This is a genomic window from Vibrio sp. A37 (assembly GCF_059777565.1).
Genome location: NZ_JBLNLI010000016.1, coordinates 1 through 24,496, shown reverse-complemented (window position 1 = coordinate 24,496; position 24,496 = coordinate 1). Strand labels below are relative to the sequence as shown.

16 protein-coding genes and 1 pseudogene are annotated in these 24,496 nt (G+C 40.7%); 6 read left to right on the top strand and 11 right to left on the bottom strand.

Going from position 1 to position 24,496, the window contains the following annotated elements; translation table 11 throughout:
* Positions 1-234 precede the first annotated feature (234 nt).
* Together ACM2FC_RS19545 and clcA are read right to left on the bottom strand one after the other, a co-directional pair.
* Complete coding sequence (locus tag ACM2FC_RS19545) at positions 235-1,185, bottom strand: TDT family transporter (protein ID WP_498482706.1); 951 nt, start codon at positions 1,183-1,185, stop codon at positions 235-237.
* Positions 1,186-1,337: 152 nt separating this feature from the next.
* Entirely contained in the window at positions 1,338-2,729 is a 1,392-nt protein-coding gene (clcA, locus tag ACM2FC_RS19540) for a H(+)/Cl(-) exchange transporter ClcA (protein ID WP_498482705.1), read from the bottom strand.
* A gap of 539 nt (positions 2,730-3,268) precedes the next feature.
* Here clcA and ACM2FC_RS19535 point away from each other — a divergent pair.
* Positions 3,269-4,255: a CobW family GTP-binding protein gene (locus ACM2FC_RS19535; RefSeq protein ID WP_498482704.1), complete on the top strand. Its 987-nt coding sequence runs from the start codon at positions 3,269-3,271 to the stop codon at positions 4,253-4,255.
* A gap of 56 nt (positions 4,256-4,311) precedes the next feature.
* On the opposite strand, the gene ACM2FC_RS19530 is transcribed toward ACM2FC_RS19535, so the two are convergent.
* From ACM2FC_RS19530 to ylqF, 3 genes are all read right to left on the bottom strand, one after another.
* Positions 4,312-4,752, bottom strand: coding sequence for a DUF411 domain-containing protein (locus tag ACM2FC_RS19530; RefSeq protein ID WP_498482703.1), 441 nt, complete (start codon positions 4,750-4,752; stop codon positions 4,312-4,314).
* Between the two features lie 121 nt (positions 4,753-4,873).
* Complete coding sequence (locus tag ACM2FC_RS19525; protein WP_498482702.1) at positions 4,874-5,221, bottom strand: hypothetical protein; 348 nt, start codon at positions 5,219-5,221, stop codon at positions 4,874-4,876.
* Between the two features lie 130 nt (positions 5,222-5,351).
* Positions 5,352-6,296, bottom strand: coding sequence for a ribosome biogenesis GTPase YlqF (gene ylqF, locus ACM2FC_RS19520; RefSeq protein ID WP_498482701.1), 945 nt, complete (start codon positions 6,294-6,296; stop codon positions 5,352-5,354).
* Positions 6,297-7,456: 1,160 nt separating this feature from the next.
* Here ylqF and ACM2FC_RS19515 point away from each other — a divergent pair.
* Positions 7,457-12,193, top strand: coding sequence for a hypothetical protein (locus tag ACM2FC_RS19515; protein ID WP_498482700.1), 4,737 nt, complete (start codon positions 7,457-7,459; stop codon positions 12,191-12,193).
* 382 nt (positions 12,194-12,575) lie between these two features.
* Here ACM2FC_RS19515 and ACM2FC_RS19510 read toward each other — a convergent pair whose 3' ends face one another.
* Together ACM2FC_RS19510 and ACM2FC_RS19505 are read right to left on the bottom strand one after the other, a co-directional pair.
* A complete protein-coding gene (locus ACM2FC_RS19510) occupies positions 12,576-12,905 on the bottom strand; it encodes a hypothetical protein (RefSeq protein ID WP_498482699.1) in 330 nt (109 codons plus the stop codon).
* Positions 12,906-13,020: 115 nt separating this feature from the next.
* Positions 13,021-14,790 carry a methyl-accepting chemotaxis protein gene (locus ACM2FC_RS19505; protein ID WP_498482698.1) on the bottom strand — a complete coding sequence of 590 codons (1,770 nt, stop codon included), beginning with the start codon at positions 14,788-14,790 and terminating at the stop codon, positions 13,021-13,023.
* A gap of 238 nt (positions 14,791-15,028) precedes the next feature.
* On the opposite strand from ACM2FC_RS19505, the gene ACM2FC_RS19500 reads away from it, so the two are divergent.
* Positions 15,029-15,637 (top strand): beta-phosphoglucomutase family hydrolase, encoded by a 609-nt coding sequence (locus ACM2FC_RS19500; RefSeq protein WP_498482697.1) that lies wholly within the window; start codon positions 15,029-15,031, stop codon positions 15,635-15,637.
* A 47-nt stretch (positions 15,638-15,684) separates the two neighbouring features.
* Here the strand turns inward: ACM2FC_RS19500 and bamJ are convergent, their stop codons facing one another.
* Positions 15,685-16,164: a BamJ family beta-barrel-assembly machinery protein gene (gene bamJ / locus ACM2FC_RS19495; RefSeq protein ID WP_498482696.1), complete on the bottom strand. Its 480-nt coding sequence runs from the start codon at positions 16,162-16,164 to the stop codon at positions 15,685-15,687.
* Positions 16,165-16,322: 158 nt separating this feature from the next.
* Here bamJ and ACM2FC_RS19490 point away from each other — a divergent pair, with 158 nt between their 5' ends.
* The 3 genes from ACM2FC_RS19490 to ACM2FC_RS19480 all read left to right on the top strand — a co-directional run bounded on the left by ACM2FC_RS19490 (position 16,323) and on the right by ACM2FC_RS19480 (position 20,915).
* On the top strand, positions 16,323-16,943 hold the full coding sequence (locus ACM2FC_RS19490; protein ID WP_498482695.1) for an OmpA family protein: 621 nt from the start codon (positions 16,323-16,325) through the stop codon (positions 16,941-16,943).
* 456 nt (positions 16,944-17,399) lie between these two features.
* Positions 17,400-19,994, top strand: coding sequence for a glycosyl hydrolase family 18 protein (locus ACM2FC_RS19485; protein ID WP_498482694.1), 2,595 nt, complete (start codon positions 17,400-17,402; stop codon positions 19,992-19,994).
* Positions 19,995-20,171: 177 nt separating this feature from the next.
* A complete protein-coding gene (locus ACM2FC_RS19480; protein WP_498482693.1) occupies positions 20,172-20,915 on the top strand; it encodes a substrate-binding periplasmic protein in 744 nt (247 codons plus the stop codon).
* Positions 20,916-21,134: 219 nt separating this feature from the next.
* On the opposite strand, the gene ACM2FC_RS19475 is transcribed toward ACM2FC_RS19480, so the two are convergent.
* From ACM2FC_RS19475 to ACM2FC_RS19465, 3 genes and pseudogenes are all read right to left on the bottom strand, one after another.
* Positions 21,135-22,667 carry a lytic polysaccharide monooxygenase gene (locus ACM2FC_RS19475; protein ID WP_498482692.1) on the bottom strand — a complete coding sequence of 511 codons (1,533 nt, stop codon included), beginning with the start codon at positions 22,665-22,667 and terminating at the stop codon, positions 21,135-21,137.
* A 16-nt stretch (positions 22,668-22,683) separates the two neighbouring features.
* Entirely contained in the window at positions 22,684-23,832 is a 1,149-nt protein-coding gene (locus ACM2FC_RS19470) for a cytochrome-c peroxidase (RefSeq protein WP_498482691.1), read from the bottom strand.
* Positions 23,833-24,384: 552 nt separating this feature from the next.
* Positions 24,385-24,496: pseudogene (locus ACM2FC_RS19465) on the bottom strand (transketolase-like TK C-terminal-containing protein); the annotation flags it as partial.

Sequence of the window (24,496 nt, the reverse complement as noted above, 5' to 3'; positions counted from 1 at the left end):
ATTATTTTTTTGCATTCTTTGGCAAAGATAAATACATTTACTATTAATAATATTTTTATTAATTAAGCTGAAAGGGGCCTGGAAGTTTAATTTTAACTATATGAAATATATAGAGTATTTAAGGGTTGTCTGTTGTTGCTATGATTCAAAGAAGGTTAGAGTTTGGTGATCTTATGTCAGAAAAAAGCAACAAAATGCACTGAGTTCTTGCTGCTTCTTTCACTTATGATGGCGTTAATTTTTGCCTAGTTCAGGCCAGTACATCCGCAGATACTTAAAAGATACCCAAATGACGAGTACTGTAGCGACGGTGAGCTCAAAATAACCAAATTTGTGTAACCAATGCCATTGTGGGTAGTACACCTTAAAAAACGCTGTTAGGCGATACATTGCAATCGCACTGATAACAGATGGAAAAGTTATCGAAGCAATCGATGGTTGAAAATCTAGCTTTAACAATCGGAAATAGCACAAATATATTAACAAGGTCATCGTAATTGCAATTCCTGCCAGAGCGCCTGTTAGTATAGGATCTGGGTCAGGAAAGTTAACTAAATAACTCGCAAGAGTTAAATTTATTGGTGCAGCCATTATTGCGATTGTCGGTCTAGCATTTTTAGGTAAACTTCCTTCAAATACAAGGCGGTATAAAACTACAGGCAACATGAAAAAATAAATAGTAATACAAGTATTAACCAATGAAGAAGAAAATACAGTATGACCAAATGTTGTTCCCGCCAAAGAGCTGCTGATTAATCCAACAGGATATAAAAACCAACTAGGCGCGATATTGGAAAATTTGAAATCGCTCAACTGGAAGGTAAAAAACAGCACCATCATAGTAAAGTGCAGCAAGATAGCGATAAACCAGATAGGGTAAGCAATTTTTGGCGCGATGACGGCTAGGTAGTCACATAGTATGAGTAGAGACATACTCATTGGCGCGAGCAAGCTGCCATTTAATGGATGGCGTATTTCAGTAATAAATGTTTTAGCGCTGGTTAAATATTTTAGTAAAACAGGAAGTAAGATGAGAGCACCAAAAGCGACCATATATGGACGTATTATGGATCCTACCGATGGGAAATAGAGATGCCACGCGTGGCCTAATCCAATAATTCCAAGTGCTAGCGAGGCTTGGGAAGGGGGAACGTTTGTATATCTGGTAATCCGTCTCCAGTTCAAGTGCTTTACTCCATTAATCACTGATTATATTCAGACCAAGTCCCAGAGGTATCTTCACCCATAATTTTGATCTGACAATATTAACTATTACGTATTAGACTAGCCAAACATACGTGAATGTTTGGCTAGTATCTTTGTCTTGAGGCACAAAGTTAAGGGTATTCCTCTTGTCTTAACTTCTCTGCTTTAAGGGTACGGTGTAATAGTTGGCTGTAAATTGGCTCACCGCCTAACCACTGTGCAAACACCACGGCACCTAAACAGGTTGTAACAAGTGGCAAAATCAAGTGGTAGTTACTTGTCATTTCAATCACCAGTAGGATGCCGGTAATCGGTGCTCTAACCGTTGCAGCAAATAAAGCGCCCATTCCAGCTATTGCAAACATACCCGGGGCAATATCTAAACCTGGCAACATTTTTTGTGCGATTAACCCAAACGCATAGCCAAACAATGTTCCTAGAGCCAGCATAGGAGCGAAGATACCACCTGGTGCGCCAGAGCCGAAACAAAGCATAGTGGTCAGAATTCGTCCCAAGAAAATCAAGAGTAAAATTGATGCCGCAAATCCACCATCAGTGATCGTGCGTATTAGCTCTGTACCATCACCAGCAAGCTGAGGAATATATAATAGTGTGATACCAAAGCAGCCACCTAACATGGCTCCTACAAACATAAAACGCTTACGACTATTTTTATGAATGCGAGCGAACATGTCTTGGAAAAGCGTCACTAAGCGGTTGAAGATCACTCCAAAAATACCGAAAAGTGCACCTAGTAATAGGAAAAGAAACAATGAGCTTAACTCTGGTGCGTGATATTGAGGAACAGTAATAACAGCACCTTGGCCCATTATTGTACGGAAAACAATGGTCGCCATGACAGAAGAGATAATCACGGTTCTTATTGAAATGAGCGAATAGCGAAACTGTGGGCGCATCTCTTCAATCACAAACATGATACCTGCTAACGGTGCATTAAACGCTGCAGCAAGGCCTCCTGCTGCACCTGCGGCTAGGAGAGAGTGTTTGGTGTCGTCATCTTTGATTTTAAAGATATCAGTAATCATACGCCCGATCGCACCACCCATTTGAACAGTTGGGCCTTCACGACCGAGCACCATACCCGCACCTAAAGTACCTAAGCCACCGAGAAACTTAACTGGAATAACTCGCCACCAGCGCATTGGGCGTATGCCATCCATTGCTCCTTCAATTTCTTGGATCCCAGAGCCAGAAGCTTCTGGAGCGAAACGGTGAACTAAGTAATAGCCGATTACAGCAAGTACAGCACTAATAGTGAATGCTGCTAACCACAAAGGCACATCGTGGCCGATTTTATCTCTCAGCCAAGATGTACGAGTGTCGGAAATAAAGTCGACGCCAAGTTGGAAGAGTGTACCGATAAGACCTGTGAGTACACCAACGATAAGCGACATAATCATCACTGATATTGGTGTTTTTTCCTTTGAAGAGAGAAACTGGTTAACCGCATCTTTGGGCACGCGTGCGAGTAACGATTGCATGATTTTCTCTCTTCTGGTCATTGGGATATGGGCCTTATGCTGAATATTGAACTTAACTGGCGACAATTATACTCGCGAAACACTTGACGCACAGAGATAAAGTTGAAAATTTGATTTTCAAATTTGACATTAAATCATTTCGTTATTGGTAAAAGTAAGGTGAATACAGGCTTTAAACAGCATACTATTTGTGTGGGTTTTTATCTGATTGTTAAAAAGCGAGTTAACATGTATATCTTTAGTGAATAACTTGAGTTTTACCATGTTTAGTCCATATTTAAATAGTAGGGATTATCGAGCCGACTTGAACGGAGGAAATAATGTCTCCCTACTTACAATTAGGATGATTTTGAAAAAATAGTTATATCCTCGTTTTCTGTTCAACTCATTGAAGTTGATTCGCAAACTCACGATTGAGTAACGAGGTGGAAGGCGCGCCATGATGGCGCGTCTTTTGTTTTTTACTGTTTTCTTAGCGCCGCAGTGTTGAGCTAAGCTAGCTAACCCAGTATCTTGTTAGTGTTGTAAGGTAATGCTGGGTAAATTTTAAAGGCTTAACAATGTCAAATAGGGTTCCAACAAATATTATTACTGGCTTTTTAGGTTCAGGTAAGACAACTGCGATATTAAATATGTTAAAGCAGAAGCCAGAAAGTGAACACTGGGCGGTGCTGGTGAATGAATTTGGTGAAATAGGTATCGACGGTGCTTTAATGTCCGAGCAAGGAGCGTTAATTAAAGAAGTGCCAGGTGGGTGTATGTGCTGTACAGCAGGTGTTCCTATGTCGGTGGGTATTAATGCCTTATTAAGGACCAAGCCTGATCGTTTACTTATAGAGCCGACTGGTTTAGGTCACCCAAAACAGGTGATGGCGGTGCTCACTTCGGAACAGTACCTGAATTATGTTGATCTGAAAGCAACCGTTGCGTTGGTGGACCCAAGAAACTTTTCAAATGAAAAATATACCTCAAACCAAAACTTTAATGATCAACTTGAAGTGAGTGAGGTGATAATTGGTAATAAAGTCGACCAATGTAGTAGCCAAGATATCGATGCGTTTAATGACTGGGTGACTAACCAACAACCAGCGAAAACTTTTCATAAGTTGGTCAAGTATGGAAATATTCCACTAGAAATACTCGATATTGAACGGTTACGCGCAGATGTACCGAGCAGCAATGATACACATTTTGCCGACCATGCAGACTTGGAACCCCAATTTGAACTTTCTCCAAACCAGAAATATGTAAGAAAAGAGAATAAGGGCCAAAACTATTTTAGTTGTGGTTGGCTAATCGGTGCGGAATACAAATTCGATTTTGATCAGCTGATGTCTATGTTAAACGCGATTAGCGCAGAGCGGGTTAAGGCTGTACTAAACACAGATCAAGGTTGCTACGCCTTTAATTTGGTTAATGGCGTATTGTCTGTCAACGAGCTTAGTTTAGACAACTTTGAATCGCGTATTGAAGTCATCGATTCCCAATTAATGCCGTGGGACGAATTAGAAAGTGTTCTACTTAAGTTGTGCGGCGTTTATCGTTAACTTGATAAACAGTGAGCCCTTTAGCAAAGTAAAGGGCTCTAGACCATATATAAGTTCTAGTATTGGCTGTAGATATGCGTGTTCCCATCTTTATCGAAAGCGATGACAGTGAAGTCTTTATATACCTCGCCAGGTGCGGCCATGCCAGGTGAATGCTGTGGCATACCTGGAGCGGCTAATCCTGCTATGTTTGTTGGCTTTTCCGCTAGTAAACGAGCAATGTCTTTCTCTGGTACATGACCTTCAATCATATAACCTTCGATGACTGCCGTGTGGCAAGACATCAATTTAGTAGGCATACCGAATTGTTGTTTAACTTGTTGCCAACCTTGGGTGGCTTGGACATTCACGGTATAGCCCTTTTGCTGCATGATTTCAGCCCATTCGGTGCAACATCCACAGCTGGGAGATTTATAAAGTTCCATTGTCGAACCAGCATAAGCTGTAGAGCTCGTTATTAGAGATAATGTAGCAAAAATTTTAGTTGTCCATTTCATCATGAGTTTCCTGTTTAAACAGTATTCACAGTATTCAAACGTTTATCGCAATCAAGCAAAGACAACGCGCTGCAAATACCTATGTATATTTTAGTGACGTAGATTAAATCGATGAAAAAGCTCAAACAATGGGAGGACGATAGGGCCTAAATGTAGGAGGGTAGGGCTTGATACTGGATTCTTGTCTAATGAGCACTAAACGGCTCAATTGGTTATAAAAGTTAATTGAGTTACTCGATAGATAGGGGGCCGCTGGACTTGTGAAAGAGCAGCAGGGTAATTCTATTTCCTCAGTCGAGTATTGGCAGCAATCTTCTGTGTGAGTATTTTGGTTGAAATCCGAATGATATTGAGCCGAGTGATGACCACTGTCATTTTGTTGTGACGGAACAATAGCATTGGCACTCAAATTTACAGCAAGCAGCAATATCATAGCGAACAGCGCTACGATAAGTCTATGATTGTGCATTTTCATATGCTGCAAGCTATCACCAGCGTTTAACAGAATCCCTTAGTTATCTGAAAGTGTACTAAGTTCATCAATTGTTGTCACAGATGAATATCGAATTCTTGATATTTATCTGTGACATTCGAACAAGCTAGCGTTTGTTTTTGAGGTATCTTTTTCTACGTTCTTCTTTTTTCTTTGCTTTTTCTTCTGCTTTTCTCGCGGTTTCTAGTTCTACTTCAATGAGCTCCTGTGTAATCATTTCCGGTAGCTCTAACGTCAATTGGCCAAGTGTCCCAGAACGCAGCTCATGAAGCAGTATTTCTGATGCTTTATGTAGATCGACTCGCCCACCAGCGCGAAGTGCTCCACGTTTCGCACCGATAGCTTCCATTAGCTCGACATCGTTGTCTGGAAGTTCATCAAGTTGGTAACGCTCTATTAATTTGTCAGGATATTGTTTTGCTAAATATTCTACGGTGTAAAAAGCGACTTCATCGTATTCCATAGCGGTATCTTTGACTGCGCCAGTCGCAGCAAGACGAAACCCACTATGAGGATTTTCTACTTTTGGCCAGAGGATTCCCGGCGTGTCTGAAAGTACAATACCGTTTTGCAGATTGATGCGCTGTTGTCGACGAGTCACCGCTGGTTGGTTGCCCGTTACAGCAATTGTTCGGCCAGCTAACACATTGATAATGGTTGATTTCCCAACGTTGGGTATGCCCATTATCATGGTGCGAATATTTTTACCGATCTCTTCACGATGCGGAGCCAGTTTGCGGCACAACTCAGTGATTTGTTGGACTTCACTGGGATTATTGGTGGTAATCGCGATGGCTTTGACGCCTTTTTCTTTTTCTAAATGCTCGATCCAAAGTTGAGTTACTTCCGGATCAGCCAAATCTCGCTTGTTTAATACTTTTACGCAAGGCTTATCATTACGTAGACTGGATATAAGCGGGTTTTCGCTACTAAAAGGAATGCGTGCATCAAGCACTTCAATAATGACGTCTACTTGAGGAATGACTTCTTCTATCTCTTTACGAGCCTTGTGCATATGGCCCGGAAACCATTGGATAGTGTTATTAACCATGTGAAAATTATTCTCTTTTTGTTTAATGGTTGTGTTGTTGGGTATCGGGCAGGATACCAAAGTGATTTATATGAATCTTAGAGTATACCTTTCGAACTCGCCGTCGACCTAACTTACACACTAGCAGTCTATGAGCTGATTATACCATCGAATGTTTAAGGCTGGAATTACGCAGAATTTAGGTCATCACTTACAGGGGAGCTTAGTGCAATTGTTGAATTGAACCAGTAGCTGGCTAAAAACATAATAGAAAATGGTTATTACGCAACAGCTTATCCGCTCTCAATACAAGCAACACTTTTCACCCAACTCTAGATATAGCAAAAGGTTAGCTTTATCTGATTTTTATTTTATAACATTTAATCTTAAATATTATTTTTGCTTTGTGATGTTGATTTTAAATTAGAAGGTATTGTTCAAACTATAAGAATTAAATGTTCTTTATTTGATTACGAATTTATATTTTTAAAATATGAAAGTGGAAATAATTTGTTGTGGTTTATTGACTATGGGAATGAATAGTTTTCTATATTATACGTTTTTAATACCAAATGGGTTCTGGTAAAAACTAGCTGGATAACTTACAAATGGTTTTTAAGTGTGAAAATGAATTTAAGTTATTGATTATAAAAAACATAACTTTGTAGTGCGTTTGGTTTTATTACTGTGAGTATTTCTGCGTGAAATGAAATGCTCACAAGTTGTTAACTGTTGTAATACATTTTGTTTAACTAAATTAAATTAAAGAAATAGAGAACTATGCCTTATATTTGTGGTCAGTTAAATTAGTGTGGTTTTCCAAAGTTAAACCGACTTTATATCTATAACCATAGGTGGAAATTAATTTATTTCACTAAATTTATTTCGGATGTCATTCATTAAAAAATGATGGTTATTTATTTCATGGTGTTCGATGAAGTTGTTTTTAATCGGAAGAGGTAATTGGTGAATAAAAGATCTCAAAACGTTTTCGATGATTTAAGTTCAACGAGAATGGCTTCGCTAGTTACGCGTTATAGGTAACGTCTCAGAATAATTTTAGTCTTAGGCTCGAGGAGCCTTGTAAAGCAGTAAGTAGAAAATTAGCGGTTACATGACCTTGTCAAATTTAGGGCTCTATAACCATGCAGTATTAATAGCAAATGAAGTAGGTGATTATTATGGCTGTTTACTCTAATAAAGCTTCAGAAAATACAACGTCGCTATCAGAAAAGCTTCGTCAAAAATTGAAGTTAATTTTAAATCAACCAACTGTTATTAATAAGGAAGTTAAAGCATTTGAAAAGATGATGTCACGTAGAGAGTTTCTCTCCAACTCTAGTCGATTCTCGGCTGTGGTCGGATTGATTAGTAGTGGTGTTGTACCAACTGCTTGGGCCAACTTTACCGGTGACGATAGCTATGATGTGGGCTCTGCAGAAGATAACGGTATTACACCCGAAGAGCAAGCGAATGAAAGCAGCGTGGCCTACCTTAAAGCCACGACTGAATCTTTCCCTGTGCCTAATGTATTTAAAGAAGTTGCGCCCCAATCGGTAGAAGAAGGTATGCATGCGGGTTTTGAGTCTTTTACACCCTTTATTAAAACCGAAATGGTGTCTGATAGTGATGCAGTATTTTCTGATCAAAACTTTAGCTATGGTGAGCCAGGATTTGCTCACTTTGTGAGTAGTCCAGGCAGCAACGTATTTGATACTTTAGAAATTTATGAGCGGGATTTTACTAGCACGAGTGGCGCTATCGCACATAATGGCTATCGAACCACCACGTTCGATATCAGCAGTTTTAAGGGAGATGATTATTCTTCTCCAGTTAAATTTAGCTCTATCCGCTATTTATCGTGTGCGTACCACAATCAAGTCCAATCTAATACCAAAGCTAAACGGTTGGGTTTTATTGTAACTTGTCTAGACGCGAATAAGAATGAAAAATACTATTTAGTTTATTCAATAGGAAATTATGACTACGGTGCTCATCTCAGCCAAGAACAGCTCAGCGCTATCAGCACGCAGGAAACCAAAAATGGCACAAATGGTTGGTTTGTGGTCGATGTCTATGATCTTATAATGAATCAGTGGCCTGCAAAAAGCAGTTTCTTCAACACCGTGTCATACGGTATGAGTATGTCGTATTTTACTTCTGAATTAGGGCAGACCTACGCTCGCCTTAATGCAATAGCTTATTGGGAAAAAAAGAATGTTGCTGTATCTATTGTCATCCAAATAAATCAGGATGGCAGTCTGGATTGTCGTATATTTGAAGCAATCTATAGTGATATTGCTTTTCCACAGTGGCCAGCTCTAGTTTATGTTGATGTCAGTCATGGAGTGACCGATCCCATCTATTATTTTATCGCTGCGCCTTCTGATTATGACGATACTACCCAAATTTATCATTTATACACGGTACCCACCAGTGCCTCAAATGGAACACAAATTCCAACAACGTCTAGCACCACAGTGAATGGCTCAACAATCGTGTGGCAAGGGTTTAATAGCGTGAATGGAGATGGCTATGTGCATGGCACTAGATTTTCATATAGCGCACTTGATCTACTCAGCTCTATGGCAGTAATGGACATTCTCCACGCTCGCACTCTACTACTAACGGATGATCAAGCAAAAAATGGCCCAGGAGGTAGTAATTCGACCAATCGTATTCACCAGTTATTGTTTATAAACGAGGGTAATGTATGTGGTATAAATATTTTTGATTATACAAATAAAGATGGCAAAAGTAACACGGTCAATTGGCAGGGAGCATTTTTTAATGCTGGATATAGTCAAAGTAGAATTGATAGTAAATTCATAGGGACACTCAACGCAAGTACTCAAAGTAGTCTTGAGTACAAACCTACGTTTACTTCCATTCATCTATATATCAATAAATTTAGCGATCGAGGCTTTGTGGGCACCGATACTAATGGCTTCGTTTATTACTTTCCATTATATACAGGCAATGGGCAACAAAGTCATTGGCAACAGTGGGAACCTAGTACTCAATTACAACGTGTGGCTACTACTCTCATGACAGGTTACTTTATGGGTCAATTCAATACCGTGACGACACCTATTCGTGGTAATGAACAGATGGCATTCTTTGGGATTAGAAACCCATCCAGTGACGGTAGAACGATGGAAGTGGATGTCAACTATATGGATTTTACGACAAAATCTTGGCACAAATATAAAATCACTTCGGAGAGGCCAATTACCACCAACATTACTTTAGGACAAGATACCAAGTCCGCAGGGCATTTTACACTCGAACCAGTAAACCAATACCATTTGCCAGCTAAAATGGGTGGCAAACAATACTTTCAAATTAACACTCATAAAAGCATGAAGTTGCTTGACCCTTATGAAGGGACTTTACATTCTGTTAGCCGTTTCCAAAGCGTTTTATTCCAAGCACCTGGGAATAATCTACAAAAAATCAAATTAGCGCTACTCGGTTGTACTCCAAACAGCTATTTTTTTGCTAGAGTGGTAACGATTGACTCTGTCTTGAATAATGATAATGCGACCGCTGGTTCGAGTGAGGCAACAAGTTGGCAATCTTTTCAACCCTTAATCGGCGCAGCGAGTCGCTATCAGAACACCAGCTCAGACGATTTAACTACGCTGCAAAATAAAGTTGCGCCCAGCAATACTTACCCTAACGGTACAGGGAGTATTACAAAAGGCCAACTTTCAGGTGCAATGAATACCTATGGAAGCAATGCGAAAAGTGGAGGAATAACTGACCCGACTCCTACGGCTCCATCTTCTACCCAGAGTGTAAACCCGTTTAATGATTGCATTTTAAAACTAGCGACAACGCAACAACAGAGTAATGATAGTAATGAACAGATTAATAGTAGTATAAGTTTTACCAATAAGTCTGCAAGTGGGGAGAGTCCTTTGCAATCTACTAATGGGCAAGTCTCAACGAGTGGGGAAGATACTGTAGATTCTTGGGGTGGCTTCAGCCTTTATATGGGAACTATTCTACATAGCGCTCAGCATGTCTCCACCATATATCGATTAGACTCCAAGGGTAATTATACAAGCATTGCTGGTGTGGTTGATAAAACCGTTCTATTGAAATATGGTCCGCCCGATAGTAGCTCGGCCTCCGAGTATGGAAATTGGTTGACTGACGCTTTTTCGGCAGTGGTAGGTTGGCTGGTACATGAAGCTGAAAAAGTTGTCCACTATTTCAAAACTCACTGGCTAGAAATATTGGATATATTAATTGTTGGAGCGTGTGTTGCGATCTTGGGACCCGCTGGTTTGGTTGTTGGCTTGTTGTTGGATGCTGTTATTGACGCAATCATATATTGGGAGCGTATACATTCGGTCGCAACTAACTTTCAAGGGGCCATGAAACCTGGAGACAATTGGAACAACTTAGGCAATCAGCTGCTGTCATCAACAGCTCCGAATTGTTTTACCCACCCTGTTAGTCATGTTGTAACAAATACCACAGGGAACAGCCAAACAGTTGAGAATGTATACAATAATAATTCAAATACCTATAACAAAATAAATAATAAAGGTAATTATTCAGAGGTTTATGGGCAACCCCACACTAGCAGTTCAGCAAGCCATACGACAGATTTGCTCCATCGACATATTCACTCTCAGATTGCACAGCAACAGGCAGCGAACAACGGCTCGCAAGGCGTGTTAGATTTTGTGCCAGTGATAGATATATCTATTCCGAGTTCGAGTCCACTCAGCGGATCGGGAAGTTTTATTAATACTTTTACTTCTACGTTTAGCAACGAGCTTGGAGATTTGCCCTCTGTCATGAGTAAAACAAGTTCAATCGCCATTCCCACGGCGTCCAGTCCAACAGACATACTTCAATCAGTGATTGGGTTGAGTGGGACCTCCCCCTTCCTTTCCAATGCGAGTAGTTTAAATGCCAATCTGAGCGATTCTTTTACTTTGATAAAAAATAGCATGTCAGACATAGGGGCGTTTACCAATGAGGGTCTTGTAAAAATTCAAATAAACAACTGTGGTGCTATCACTTGGTTTATTAAATTCATTAAAACGGCAATGGGGGTTTCGGATAGTGAAGAGTTGGTCGAACAAGGGGAATATTTGACCAGCTCATCTAGCCTTACATTGGATTATGGTGACTTTCAAACTTACATCTATATTCCATTTCTTTGGCTAACTTCATATTTTATCGGTGGCTTTAACACCAATAACGCTTTAGGTGAAAGTTACTTTTCTGAGTTAGCGAATTCCATTGCGACATCGAACACTCAAGAGAGCTTTGGAGGCAATGTTAGTCAAAATCCAGTCTACATCTCAGTAACTAAGGTTTGGGATTTAGTATCCAGAAGTATCGAAGTGACTTGTTGGTTTGGAGCAAATGTTTTGAAAGACCCATCATCAATAGATGAAATGTCCGCTACACAAACCAATCCTGTGGTTTCAATGCTAAATACATTAGGTTCATACTTTTTATTTACACGTGTTAGTTTATCATCGTGGCCCACAGTAGCGTATAAAATCGAGTCTGGATCATTATCCAGCGGCCTTGACGCAGTTAACTTTCTTGATGTCGCAATTACAGGCAATATCTTTCTTCTAGCTTTCAACAACCAGTCAACTAAATATTATGGGTATGCTCACTTGCTCATGGGGCTCATTGGTGTAGGTGAAGTCGCAGCAGCGCTAGCTAAAGACAATGAAGCCATATCGTTAGGTCAACTTGAAACGCTTACAACTGAAGAAATTACTTCAGGAATAGCCACCATTATTTTCAAGCTAAAGCCAACACTACTGACTCTCTTAGGCTTGGTATCATCCGCTGACTCAGAGCAGTTATTAGAAAGTGCAATGGCGGTCCTAGGTCTTATGTTTCTGGGCTTTTGTTTATCCGAAATTAAATCTTAAGGCTCAATAGATAAAGTACTGGCTGAAAAGTGCCAGTACTTTAAATAAATGCTGTAAGGTCGATATAAGATACGCCACTTAAGATAATTCTTTATATGTGCTTATGATTTCAAAAACTTACGTAATAGTCGTCTATTGGCTTATTTATGGTTTAGCCACATGACAGATCACCTAACCCGAAGTTATGTGGTTAAAGCGCTAATTATCGGTTGACCCTTCCCTAAGGGGAATGTTTAAAGTTGTAGATATTGAACTAACAAAAGGGTCAAAATATGAGTTGCTGCAACAAGCCGCCGAGAGGTGGCACGTTAAATATGGGAATCTTTGTCAAAACACTTGTGATTACTGCAGCCGTCGTGTTGGCGTTAGCCTATTTCTTTGGTTAGCTAACGGTCAGGCAGTTGTATTGCAGTTCTTCGTTAAGGCTCTTGAGTAGCAATATAACGATGTCTTCAACTTGTTTGTCTTTGACTGACACGCATTGTGACATCGCAACCTGTGGGCTTGAAAGCTGGGGCTTGAGTGTTTGGAAGAAGGTTTTTCTAGGTTTCTCATTTTCGCTTTGAATTAAGCGATGATCTGGTAGCGTGCGGGCAACGAGGTACCAACCTTTAAGCTCAAAAAATACCGCTTCCACTTCTTGTTGTTGTTTGCACCAACCAATAAATGAATATAGATTTTGCAAATCTAGGTCATTAAATGTGACTTTCATTATTCTATCCTAGCTGACATTGCTGTGTTATTTATCAGCAAGGATAGTATATATTAAACAAAGTGCATAACCAAAAGCAAAAATACTCCGAAATGCCTTTATGCCCAATCAGCGATTAGCCGCTGCTAGTTTGGAACTCCGCTACGGCCATATCCATATCTTTTGATTGGGAGGAGACAGATTCGACTTCGACCAAACATGCTTTGGCCGATTCCATATTGTTCTCTGAAATTGCGTTGAGTTCAGTTATGGAGTCCGCGACTTGATTGACGACGACACCTTGCTCTTCAATGGCCGCAGCTATTCGATGCGAGTTTGATTGTATAGAGTCCATATCTGAAATGATATGGCTGAGGCTAGAATCTAAAGTCGACGAAGCCTCTAAGGTGTTTTTGCCCTGTTTGTTACATTGCTCCATATTGGTCATAACTTTAGACATTTGATTTTGGATTGAAGAGACGACATTGGTGATATCTTCGGTGGATTGATGCGTTCGACTAGCAAGTGCTCTAACTTCATCAGCAACGACGGCAAAACCACGCCCTTGCTCGCCAGCGCGAGCTGCTTCAATTGCCGCGTTGAGAGCAAGTAGGTTTGTTTGCTCTGCAATTCCTTGAATTATTGAGACGGCGCTACCGATTTCTTCAACATGGTTGTTTAATGAAGAAATTGAGTCTTGACTAGCATTGAGTGTTTCGGACAGCTCATTGATATTGCCGACTGTTTGCTCAACTACGCTACGTCCATTTTGTGCATTCTCTGATGCCTTCTGAACATTGTCTGCTGCGACATTGGTGCTTTCGGCGATTTCATTGATAGTGGTGACCATCTCTTGAATCGAAGTTGTCATAGTATTCGTGTAGTCAGCCTGAGTATGGAATTGGTCCATTACATCTTGCAAAGCCGAATTCATGTTGGTTGTGCTTTGAGTTAGTTTGGCTGATTTGTCTTGCGTACCTGAAATCAAGTTTTCTAACTTATCCATAAGGCGATCAAAGTATTTACTAATAGAGGTAAGCTCATTATTACCAGTTAAACTTGATCGCTGCCCTACATTGTTAGTGTGTGCAATATTTTCTATGACTTTGAGCAAAGAGCTTACCTGTACGTTAATTGAACGTGATATCTGATAAACAATCAATACAATAATCAGTATCACTGCAGCGGTTAGCGCTTGTTTAAATAGGGATAAACGAGCTTCCATCGAGTTGGCAGTGCCGATCAGTTGCTTTGAAAACTCAGAGAATTGTTTTTCAACAGTATGAGAACGAGCGCGGGTTTCTCCCAAAAGTCCTTCGTTGTATTTGAGGCCAATTGCTTTTTTCTGGGCCGCAATTTTACGTGCTGTGCTGATTAGCTCATTGGCATTGGCGAAATCGAGAAGGGACTCTTCAAATTGGCCTTGTTCAAGCTGTTTGTCAAAACTATACATCCTGATTAAATCACGCTCTGCAAGCTGGTTTTCAAGTTTTGCTAGCTCAGAGTAATAGCTACCAAGAAGCTTATCTTTATTATTTAATCCCAGAGTTTGATAACCAGCAACGAGAGATTGAAAAGACTTTTGATAGTTTAAAATATCGGTTTTTAATTGTATGGCAGAGGGTAGTGAATGCTTGGTCAGAATATCGGATAATTGTTTCTCTTTATCGAGAAATAAAGCCATATTGTCGTTAAACTTGGTGAGATACTTTGTATCTTTTCTAAGCAAAAAATCTTTTTCGTTGCGCCGTAAATTCAATAGTCTTATTTCTAAGTGGGCGACGAGGTTAGTGGCTTTGTGTAAGTCGTCGGTTGTACGTGTAAAATAAGTAGTGAGCATGACTACTGACGCGACCCCCACTACTGCTACCGCACCTAACAGGTACAATTTTTCTCGGATATTCATTTTTAACGCAATTCCATGTCTTTAGTCCTTCATTTAGAACGATAGTACCTATTAATAGGTATATCAATTAGTGGGCTGTAGGCTTATTTAAGATGCCTCATAAATGAGAATCATAAGGAACCAAAGATAGTCGATGACAAACTCCTTACACTTTTGCATAGTAAGCTTGGTAGGGTACTCTATCGGACAATAATGCCTGATTAAAGAGTATTGGATTGTTGATATTGGGAATGCGCGGATGACTATTGATTTAGAGAAATACCAAGGAATAATTTTTGACATGGATGGCACGCTTATCGATACAATGCCTGCTCATATAGGGGCTTGGGAAGCGACCGCGAAAAAATTTGATTTCCCCTTTAATTATGATTGGTTTTACAGCTTAGGTGGGATGCCTAGTTTTAAGATCGCGCGGGAAGTGAACAAAAAGCACAATTTAGATTTAGATCCTAGTGAAGTATCGGGCTTTAAAATGGATACCTTCCACAACCTGGAAGACCATGGCGATTTAATTGCTAGTACAGTTGCGGTTTTACAAGATAATCATGGCAAGAAAAAAATGGCCGTGGGGACAGGTAGCCAACGTGTAAGTGCAATACCATTGCTTGAGAAAAGTAATATTCTGTCGAAATTAGATGCAGTGGTAACTGCTACGGATGTTGAGAAACATAAACCTGAGCCAGAAACATTTCTAGTAGCCGCAGATAAATTAGGCTTAGAACCTAGGGATTGTGTTGTTTTTGAAGATACTGATCTTGGGAAGCAAGCTGCCCATGCAGCCGGAATGGATTGTATTATGGTAACAAGTAACGGGTTTGAGTTTTATCCATTACATCAGGGATGCTAAAGAAATAGCAAAATGCCGCTGTTAAAAGCGGCATTTTGTAGTTTAAATCATTTAATTTCAATAAGTTCCACTTCAAAAATCAGTGTTGATGCCGCCGGTATGGTACTTGCCCTGCGGTGGCCATATGCGAGGTTAGGAGGAATATACATTCTAATTTTTTCTCCCTCGACCATGTATTGTAGCCCTTCTCTCCAACCTTTAATGACTTGGTTGAGTCTAAATGAGATAGGTTGACCACGCTCTACAGAGCTATCAAAAACAGTTCCATCGATAAGTGTTCCGTGATAATGAACTTTTACATTACTTTTTGAGTTCGGGTTAACTTGGCCAACACCTTCTTTCAGAACCTCGTATTGCAAACCGCTTTTGCTGACGATGATACCAGGCTTATTGGCATTCTCTTCGAGAAAAGCTTTCCCTTTTTCTAGATTTACACTCGCGTCTTTCCTATTACTCCACTTTTTGTAAATCAAGTAGAGAAGAATAAGAACAAGGATAACTGTGAGCACCATATTCAAATCGTTCATTTTTATGCCTCTATAATCGTCACAATGGCGAGATTATACCTGAACAGGCTCAATGTGCGCGAGTTAGATCTACGACTCATTTTCTAGCTGATATAATTAAAGTATCGACAAAATAGCCGATAAATACTTTGTAAGGCATTTATTTGATCGGTGGCGCAATGAAGTTCATAACCCTAGCATTATTTACAATATTGGTAACTGGATGCAGCATGAAACCCCCATTTGATATTTATGGGGAGCGTAACTTGCTGGATGTTGCTCCGCGAGGGGCTACTGATGTTAAATACCCAAGTTGGGGTAATGCGCCACAAGCGATCGCTGCTGAGGTAAAAGGGCCATTTGGGCAGACTCGAAGCGATAGTTATGATTCACTTGAACACTTCTTGCTTAAAAACGGTATTGACTATGAGGTGTTACCCGGTAACTACATCATGGTGAAACTCAAAGACACCATTAAGTTTAATACGGGCTCGTCAGTGGTCTCCCGACAATCCTCGATGTGGTTAGATAAAATGGGGAACTATTTGTCTACTGAGCCCGGTATCGATGTCGTGATATCTGGTCATGCAGACAGCACTGGTCCTGTGTCATTCAATGACGGCTTATCTTTAAGAAGAGCGAAGGCCGTCAAACAGCAGTTAATAAACCACCGTGTCTCACAAGAAGCGATATACACAAGAGGCTATGGTGAATATGTTCCAGCTTGCACCAATGCAACTCGCACGGGAAAAGCGTGTAATCGTCGAGTCGAAGTGATGTTTATTGTTTCGAATAACTAAGTGAATAAAAATTTACGTTCCAGTCTTTTTATAATGCGGTGTTAACTATCGGTTAAGCCGCATTATTTAATTTTTCAAAGCACCAGGCTATGACTTCTGTGATGAGTTTTTTCGGTCAATATGCTCTAGTATAATTAATCAAATTTATTGTTACTTTTTCGTGATTCGTCGTTAGGCAGTGATCTGTTTTCCAGACATTTTTGTTGTTCTGGTGATCTTCTGCTCACGTATTCATTTTGTGAATATTCGACTAAAGTATTAGCTCTATGTTTGAGTTGAGTCTTATAAATGGAGTCAACTCATGGAAGTTATAATAAAAATTTGCGCACTTAGTCGCTTCTTGTCTGGTATCGTTTTTCTTTTTTTTATCCAATGTATAAATTTTGTGAATGAATTGACCTGTCAGTTTTTGACATCGATTCGTTGTTCTCTTGTAACTAGCAAGGGAGCAATAGTATGAAATTTATTAAGTCTGTAACGCTTTGCTCAAGTTTAATGTTGAGTTCTTCTCTGTTTGCAGCCCCTCCTGGAGTCCCTACTATTCCTTGGGGAGAGCATACTTACCAACTTGTCGAGGTAGATCGAGATAAACCGTCTTACAACGAAATTGTTGTAGCATTGCACGACAGTGTGGATGTGTCTATTTCATGGGAAGTTTGGACGGGAGATCAAGCGGAAAATAGCTATGTGATTTTAGATGGAGAACGAGTTTGGGCCGGTGCTGGAACTGAAAGCAGTGCTACATTCAGCGTTTCTCAAGGCGGGCTCTACAAGATGGCTGTCGAGTTATGTAATTTGGATGGATGCTCCCTAAGTGGGGAAGTAGATTTGACCATTACTGACACTGATGGAAGCCACTTAGCCGGTCTGGCACCTGAGTTGGTCGAGAGAAACCGTCCTTACGTGAATACGACAGGCAAAGTAGTGGGGAGCTATTTTGTCGAGTGGGGCGTCTATGGTCGTAATTTCTCGGTAGATAAAATCCCTGCGCAAAACTTGACACATTTGCTGTATGGGTTTGTTCCTATATGTGGGGGCGAAGGCATAAATGATAGTTTGAAATCAATTAGTGGCTCCTTTGAAGCGCTACAAAGATCATGTGCAGGGAGTGAAAATTTTGAACTGGCTATCCACGACCCTTGGGCTGCGATACAAAAGCCTCAAGCGGGCGTTATGGCTGACTCTCAACCCTATCGTGGCAATTTTGGCCAGCTAATGGCTTTGAAGCAAGCCTATCCAGATCTTACAATATTACCTTCAATTGGTGGGTGGACTTTATCTGATCCGTTCCATTTAATGCACAACGCTCAAAATCGCGCAACGTTTATTCATTCAGTAAAAGATTTCTTAAAAACTTGGAAGTTTTTTGGTGGTGTCGATATTGACTGGGAATACCCCGGTGGCGGAGGTGCAAATGGAGCCCTAGGAGCAGCGAATGATGGGGAATTATACGTCACCTTGATGCGAGAATTGCGTGAGATGCTAGACGAACTTAGTGCCGAAACTGGGCGTGAATATCAACTCACTTCAGCGATTGGAGTAGATGTACAAAAAATTGATCGAATCAGTTACACGCAAGCTCAAGAATATATGGATTACATATTTCTCATGAGCTATGACATGTTTGGCGCGTGGAATTTGAATGTGTTAGGTCACCAATCAGGTTTGTACGACGCGAGTCATAACCCAGCGATCACGTTTACAACGGATAGAGGTGTTAAAGCTCTTCTTGAACAGCAGGTTACTCCAAACAAAATTGTTGTAGGTGTGCCCATGTATGGGCGTGGTTGGCAAGGAGTCAGTGGGGTTATTGGTGACAACCCGATGACAGGAACGGCGACTGGGGCGATAAATGGTACATGGGAAGCTGGGATTTTGGATTACAGAGACATTATCGATAATCACTCTGGCCAAGGGTGGACAACGGGATATGACGAGCAAGCACAAGCTTCCTATCGATGGAATCCGACTACGCGTGAGTTGATTTCATTTGATGACGAAAGGGCAGTGAAGGCGAAAGGTCAATACGTGCAAGCTCATGGCTTAGCTGGGGTATTTTCTTGGGAAATTGATGCTGATAATGGGGACATTCTCAACGCGATGCATGAGGGGTTAGGCCATGGAGAGGACGGCACATCTCCACCAGCAAATCGACCTCCAGTTGCAAATGCAGGTAATGACCAAAATGTAGTTGGCCCAGTTGATGTAGTATTGGATGGATCGCGATCTTATGATCCAGACCAAGATGTGATGAGCTATGTATGGAATCAAACTGCAGGTCAAGAGCTGTTAATTACCGAAGAAAACTTTTCAATATCAACGGTTTCAGTGCCGAAGGTAGATGTTGAAGAGAGTTATACGTTTACACTTACTGTCACTGACGAGGAAGGATTATCCAGCTCGGATGCAATCACCATAACAAATCAAGTTGAACAGGAGAATCAGCCACCTTCAGTGAGTTTGCCAACGAGCACTGTCGTCGATAGTGAGACAGAGTTTGTTGTGAACGCTCAGGCGTCAGATATTGATGGAGACCCGCTGGTGTATAGTTGGAATGTCGGTTCTAACTTCCAGATAGTGTCTGGTCAGGGTAGTGCGACACTTCGCTTACAAGCCCCTATGGTAGAAGATCAAGCGCAGTATGAAATATCGGTTTTAGTTTCTGATGGCTCGCTTGATAGCAGCGCTCAAATGTTAGTCATTGTCGAACCCACACCTGAAATTGCAGAGTGTAATCTTACTGACCCATCTGCGGGTAGCCACTCTGCTTGGGACAGCTCGGCGACATACACTGGCGGCGATACGGTGAGCCATAACCAGCTAGTGTGGCAAGCCAAATGGTGGAATAAAGGCAATGAGCCAAGTTTAACTGCACAAGAATGGCAATTGATGAGCAGCGTTGAAGTGGGTTGGAGTGCTGAACTGGCGTTTGTTGGTGGTGATGAAGTGAATCACAATGGCAATCGTTGGAGAGCCAAATGGTGGAATCAAAACCTAGAGCCGGGCGTGGATCAAGTTTGGGTTAATGTTGGTCTAGCGACATGTGAGTAACTGATTCTAATTCATAAAGTAAGGGCTAATGTGAGCAGCTTAGCTCTTACACTTTTTCAGAACAAACCTATTAGCAAGGCAGGCGAGTATCACTTGCAGTCTTCTTAATACCGCGATGATATCGTGCAATAGGCACTTGTTTACTACAATAAATATATTTGAACAATTGGAGCGTATATGCGCTTTTTCCTGCTCCTTATTATTCCTATCCTAATTAGTTTTGGTACGTATGCGAGAGATGTGATTCTTGTTACTGGGAATCAGTACCCACCAATAGCTGGAAAAGACTTGCTAAATGGCGGTATCGTAACTGATATTGTAAGAACGGCTTTTGCAAATATGGACAATGTTAATGAAGTTAATATTAGATACGAACCATGGAAGCGAGGCTATGAAAACACAAAAAATGGTAACTATTTGGCTACATTTCCATATATCAAGTTACCTGAAAGAGAAAATAACTTTTTCTATAGTGATCCGATTTATCCTTTGGAGATTGTGATGTTTACTCGGAAAAACTCTACACTCACACCAGATCAGCTAAAAGGGACAACGGCATGCTTACCTTTAGGTTATGCAACGGCTGATTCTATAACTAAGATGATTGAAAATGGAGACATTACCCTCATTCGATCGAAACAAACCGAAAATTGCTTTTTAATGCTTAAAAAAAAGAGGGTAGATTTTATGCCGTTCAGTAAATGGGGAGGATTGCATTACTTAAGCTCTAATAATAACCTTGATATTCAGGACTTTCGTGTAGTGTCTGAGCCACTTGCTGTTGTAAAAGAACATTTAATCATTTCTCGCTCTCACCCCGATGGTGAGCAGTTTATTAAAAAATTTAATAGGCAACTAGAAATTTTAAAAAGTAGTGGGCAATTTAAGGCAATTTTAATCAATCATGGTGTAGAGAGATAAACCTTGGAATAGAACCCTTCGGGCAGCGTTTGTCGCTCACTTCTACGACGCCAGTGCTGGTTTGTGTAGGTGATTATACAGCACTATCACTTTCTTGTAGAAATAAGCGACAAACTGCTGTAAAAATCATCGCAAAAGATCAACACGCCCTAGTTAATTTAGATTTGCTTGATATACCCATGTACGACTATATCTAATGGGTATATCAATGCGCTCTATTTAACGCCATACCCCCCATTGACCAGTTGTGCCAGGTTCATCGCCTTGAGTCCACCATTGTGCTGTCCATGTTTGCCCATCATGCTCTACTACTTCACCTCCCAAATAAGTATGGTCAGCGCTCCAACTTAATGGGGTATTCGGTGACGTAGCCTGATTATCAACAACAGTAAAGCTGTATACCGCTTCTTTAGTTACACTGGATACCGTCATACTTAGCCGGAAACTTAACTCTACAGGTAGGGGCTCTGTAATCGAACTAGTGTTAATGACTAATAGGTTATCAGTGCCTAGTGAAGTTGATACGCTTGGCCCAGAAGTTTGCCTCCAATTAACAGAGTCAGGATTAACGTCACTATCATTGGTAAATAGATAGAGCGACTCTCCATGCACGACTTCTGTACTTTCTATTAAAACTGGCACTTTAGGGGTAATGACGACGTCAAATTCTGCTACTGGATCATCTGGCACTGGTGTGTCTATTACAGTAAGTACGCCATATTCGTCAGGATCACGCGATTGAAAATAGTTACCGTGTAACTCATCTTGGAAATACATATAGTGGTCCATTTCGTCGTGCCAACGGCCAATAGCAATGTCGCCATTGTGATGAACTTCGTAGTAGCCAGTAATATCCGCTGCCAACAAGCGGTCCCAATCATTAATATTGGCGTCCGTAATAACCAGTGCGAAGTGACTATGATCTTCTCCGGCACTATTAAAAACGGTGTACTCTACCGTCTGGCCAACGCTTACGGAGTCAAGGTTCATGTTTTGTGGAATAAATAGCTCCCCTTGAGTTAGGTAAGGCTCTGTAGGCGAAGGTTCACCCGGAGTAGGATCCTCAGGCGATGAGTTACTTTCTGCAATTGTTATGTCACTGCAGTTATAGAAACCTTCTCCCGCTGGGTCGTCGCGTTGCCAGCGAACAAATAATACTGCGTCTCCCGGCCGACCGTCAGGAAGAGTGACATTCATTAGGTATTTACCGTTCTCTGTAACTGGGATATTGCCATAAGACTGAATGAGCTCTAAATCTCCCCATTTAAGTGGCTGTGATAAATCAGCGTCAGGTTTCGTTAGATAAATCTCCCAAAAAGAAGGGTTGTGAGGGGCAGTAGCGTTGAATATCAGTTGAAATTGGCCTGAGGACATTTGGGTTCTTTGCCAAGGGATATTGGTTGATGCCATGCCACTTTTCTGTGGGTCGTTTGCGTAGCAGAGTGTGCCATCTGGTACTGACAGAGTAACCGCGAAACGATTGCGATAATCAGTGATAAGATGAGCAAATTCATTTTTTTGCACAAAAGGGTAAGTACCTGACTCATCCAGCGCTTGAGCACAAGCCGGATCGGAAGGAACACCATTCCAAAGTCCACCTTGATCAAAGCAGAGTGTCTGTCTTGCGATAGGGTATTCTGTCCAGCCATGAGCTTGGACAGTAGTCGTGCTAAATGCCATGAAGGTTACCAATGCCGACAAACCTTTGAAGACAGTAAAACGAAATAATCTTAATGTAGAACGTAAATTCATGATTGCCTCCAATTACCTATTTTCTTGGTTTATCTTCGTCACTTCTTAATTTGAACCCATCTGTTAACGTACGCATAAACGCAACAAGGTTATGGGATTCTTCTTTGGTTAAACCCAGCTCTCCAATGGTGGCAAAATCCGCCACGTTTTCAGCTACTTCTGGTACGACACCGTCAATATCACGATTGTTGTAGAAATCTACTACTTCGTCGAGGTTTCTAAACACTCCGTTGTGCATATAAGGTTCTGTTTTAGCGATGTTTCTCAATGAAGGGGTTCGGAATTTTCCGTTTTGCTCTGGGTCATTTAAAAATGCACCTAGTCCGAGGTCAATGAAGTTTGCTCCATCTGGGTTTACGGTTGAATCTTGCGTATTGAACGGATTATCCGGGTTGACAGGTACGCCAAGATTAAAATAAGCGAAGCTGGAGAATACATTTGGCTCTGCGATAGCGTGACAGTTAACGCATAACCCTTTACCTAGGAATACTTCCATACCATTTTGTTCTTCTGGAGTAAATTCAACTTCACCGCGTTGAACAGCATCAAACTTTGATGAAAATGCGGTGAGCTTATCAGCTCGCTCAAACGCGGCTATCGCTTCAGTCATTTTCTCGTATGCGACCTCCGTATCATTGAATATACCTTCGCCAAATAGAGCCTCGAAATCATTAGCATAACGAGCTTGCATCAACTTCATTACGACTTCTTGCTTGTCGGCATTATTCATTTCTAAAGGATTTAGAAAAGGCAACCCAGCTTGTTCTTCCAAAGTATTAACACGTCCGTCTAAGAAAAGTCCTCCAAAACGTTGACCCCTTGCATTGATGCCCATTTCGGGAACGAATGCAGCGTACGCGGTAGTTGGAGCATTCCGACTACCAAAGATGCCACGTACAGAGCCTTCTGATGTTGCGAACTCTCTATCAGGATCAGCCCATCCTGCTTTCTCCTTATGGCAAGAGCCACAAGATTGATTGCCATCACTGGATAGAGTTTTGTCGAAAAAGATCTTCTCACCGAGTTTTTCGATAGTTATTGGCCCTCGACTGCCTTCTTCTCTATCGTGTGATTCTTTAGCCCAAGCGTTACTCAAGGAAAAAGATATCAATAGAGTCATTAGCCCAGTTTTAAAGATCGCTTCTTTATACTTCCTGTTGAGCATAGTGATATTCCTTATTTTGTTATAGATAAAAATATTATTAGGGCCCTGATAATAATTAAGCGCAATTATTTAATTACGCACTGTCAATTTTTAAATAAAATATTACATGTGCTTTTATTGGAATGAGGGTCAAGAAAATAGGATTAAAAAAATTCTTATAGTATTTCTAAAAGTAAGAGTGTGACTTGTTTGTTTTGATAGTTTGTTTTTGATGTAAGTGTTTGTTAATTAGAAGTTATGTGTGGATTTATAAAGTGGATTTAATTCTGTTTTGTTGATATTAAAACAGTTTATGTAATTTAAATAGAATACAGTAAACATATGAATGGAATAAAAAATCTAATTTTAATTTCAATATTATAAATCTATACTGTTGATATTATGTAAAAATATTGACATCAACTTTTCAAAATAAAACTTGAAAAGAGTAGCCGCACATTCTATGACGATAATTATTACTACTTTGAGGGTTATAAGGGAGGCTGTTAGATAAAAAAACACCGAGCGTAAAAGCTCGGTGTTTAAACTAATGGCAAAATAATTCGAACAGAATTAGTCGAGTAGCTCGTTCGCCGTGCTCACAACATTTTCAACGGTAAAGCCAAACAACTTGAATAGCTCACCTGCTGGTGCAGATTCACCGAAAGTGGTCATGCCAATCACG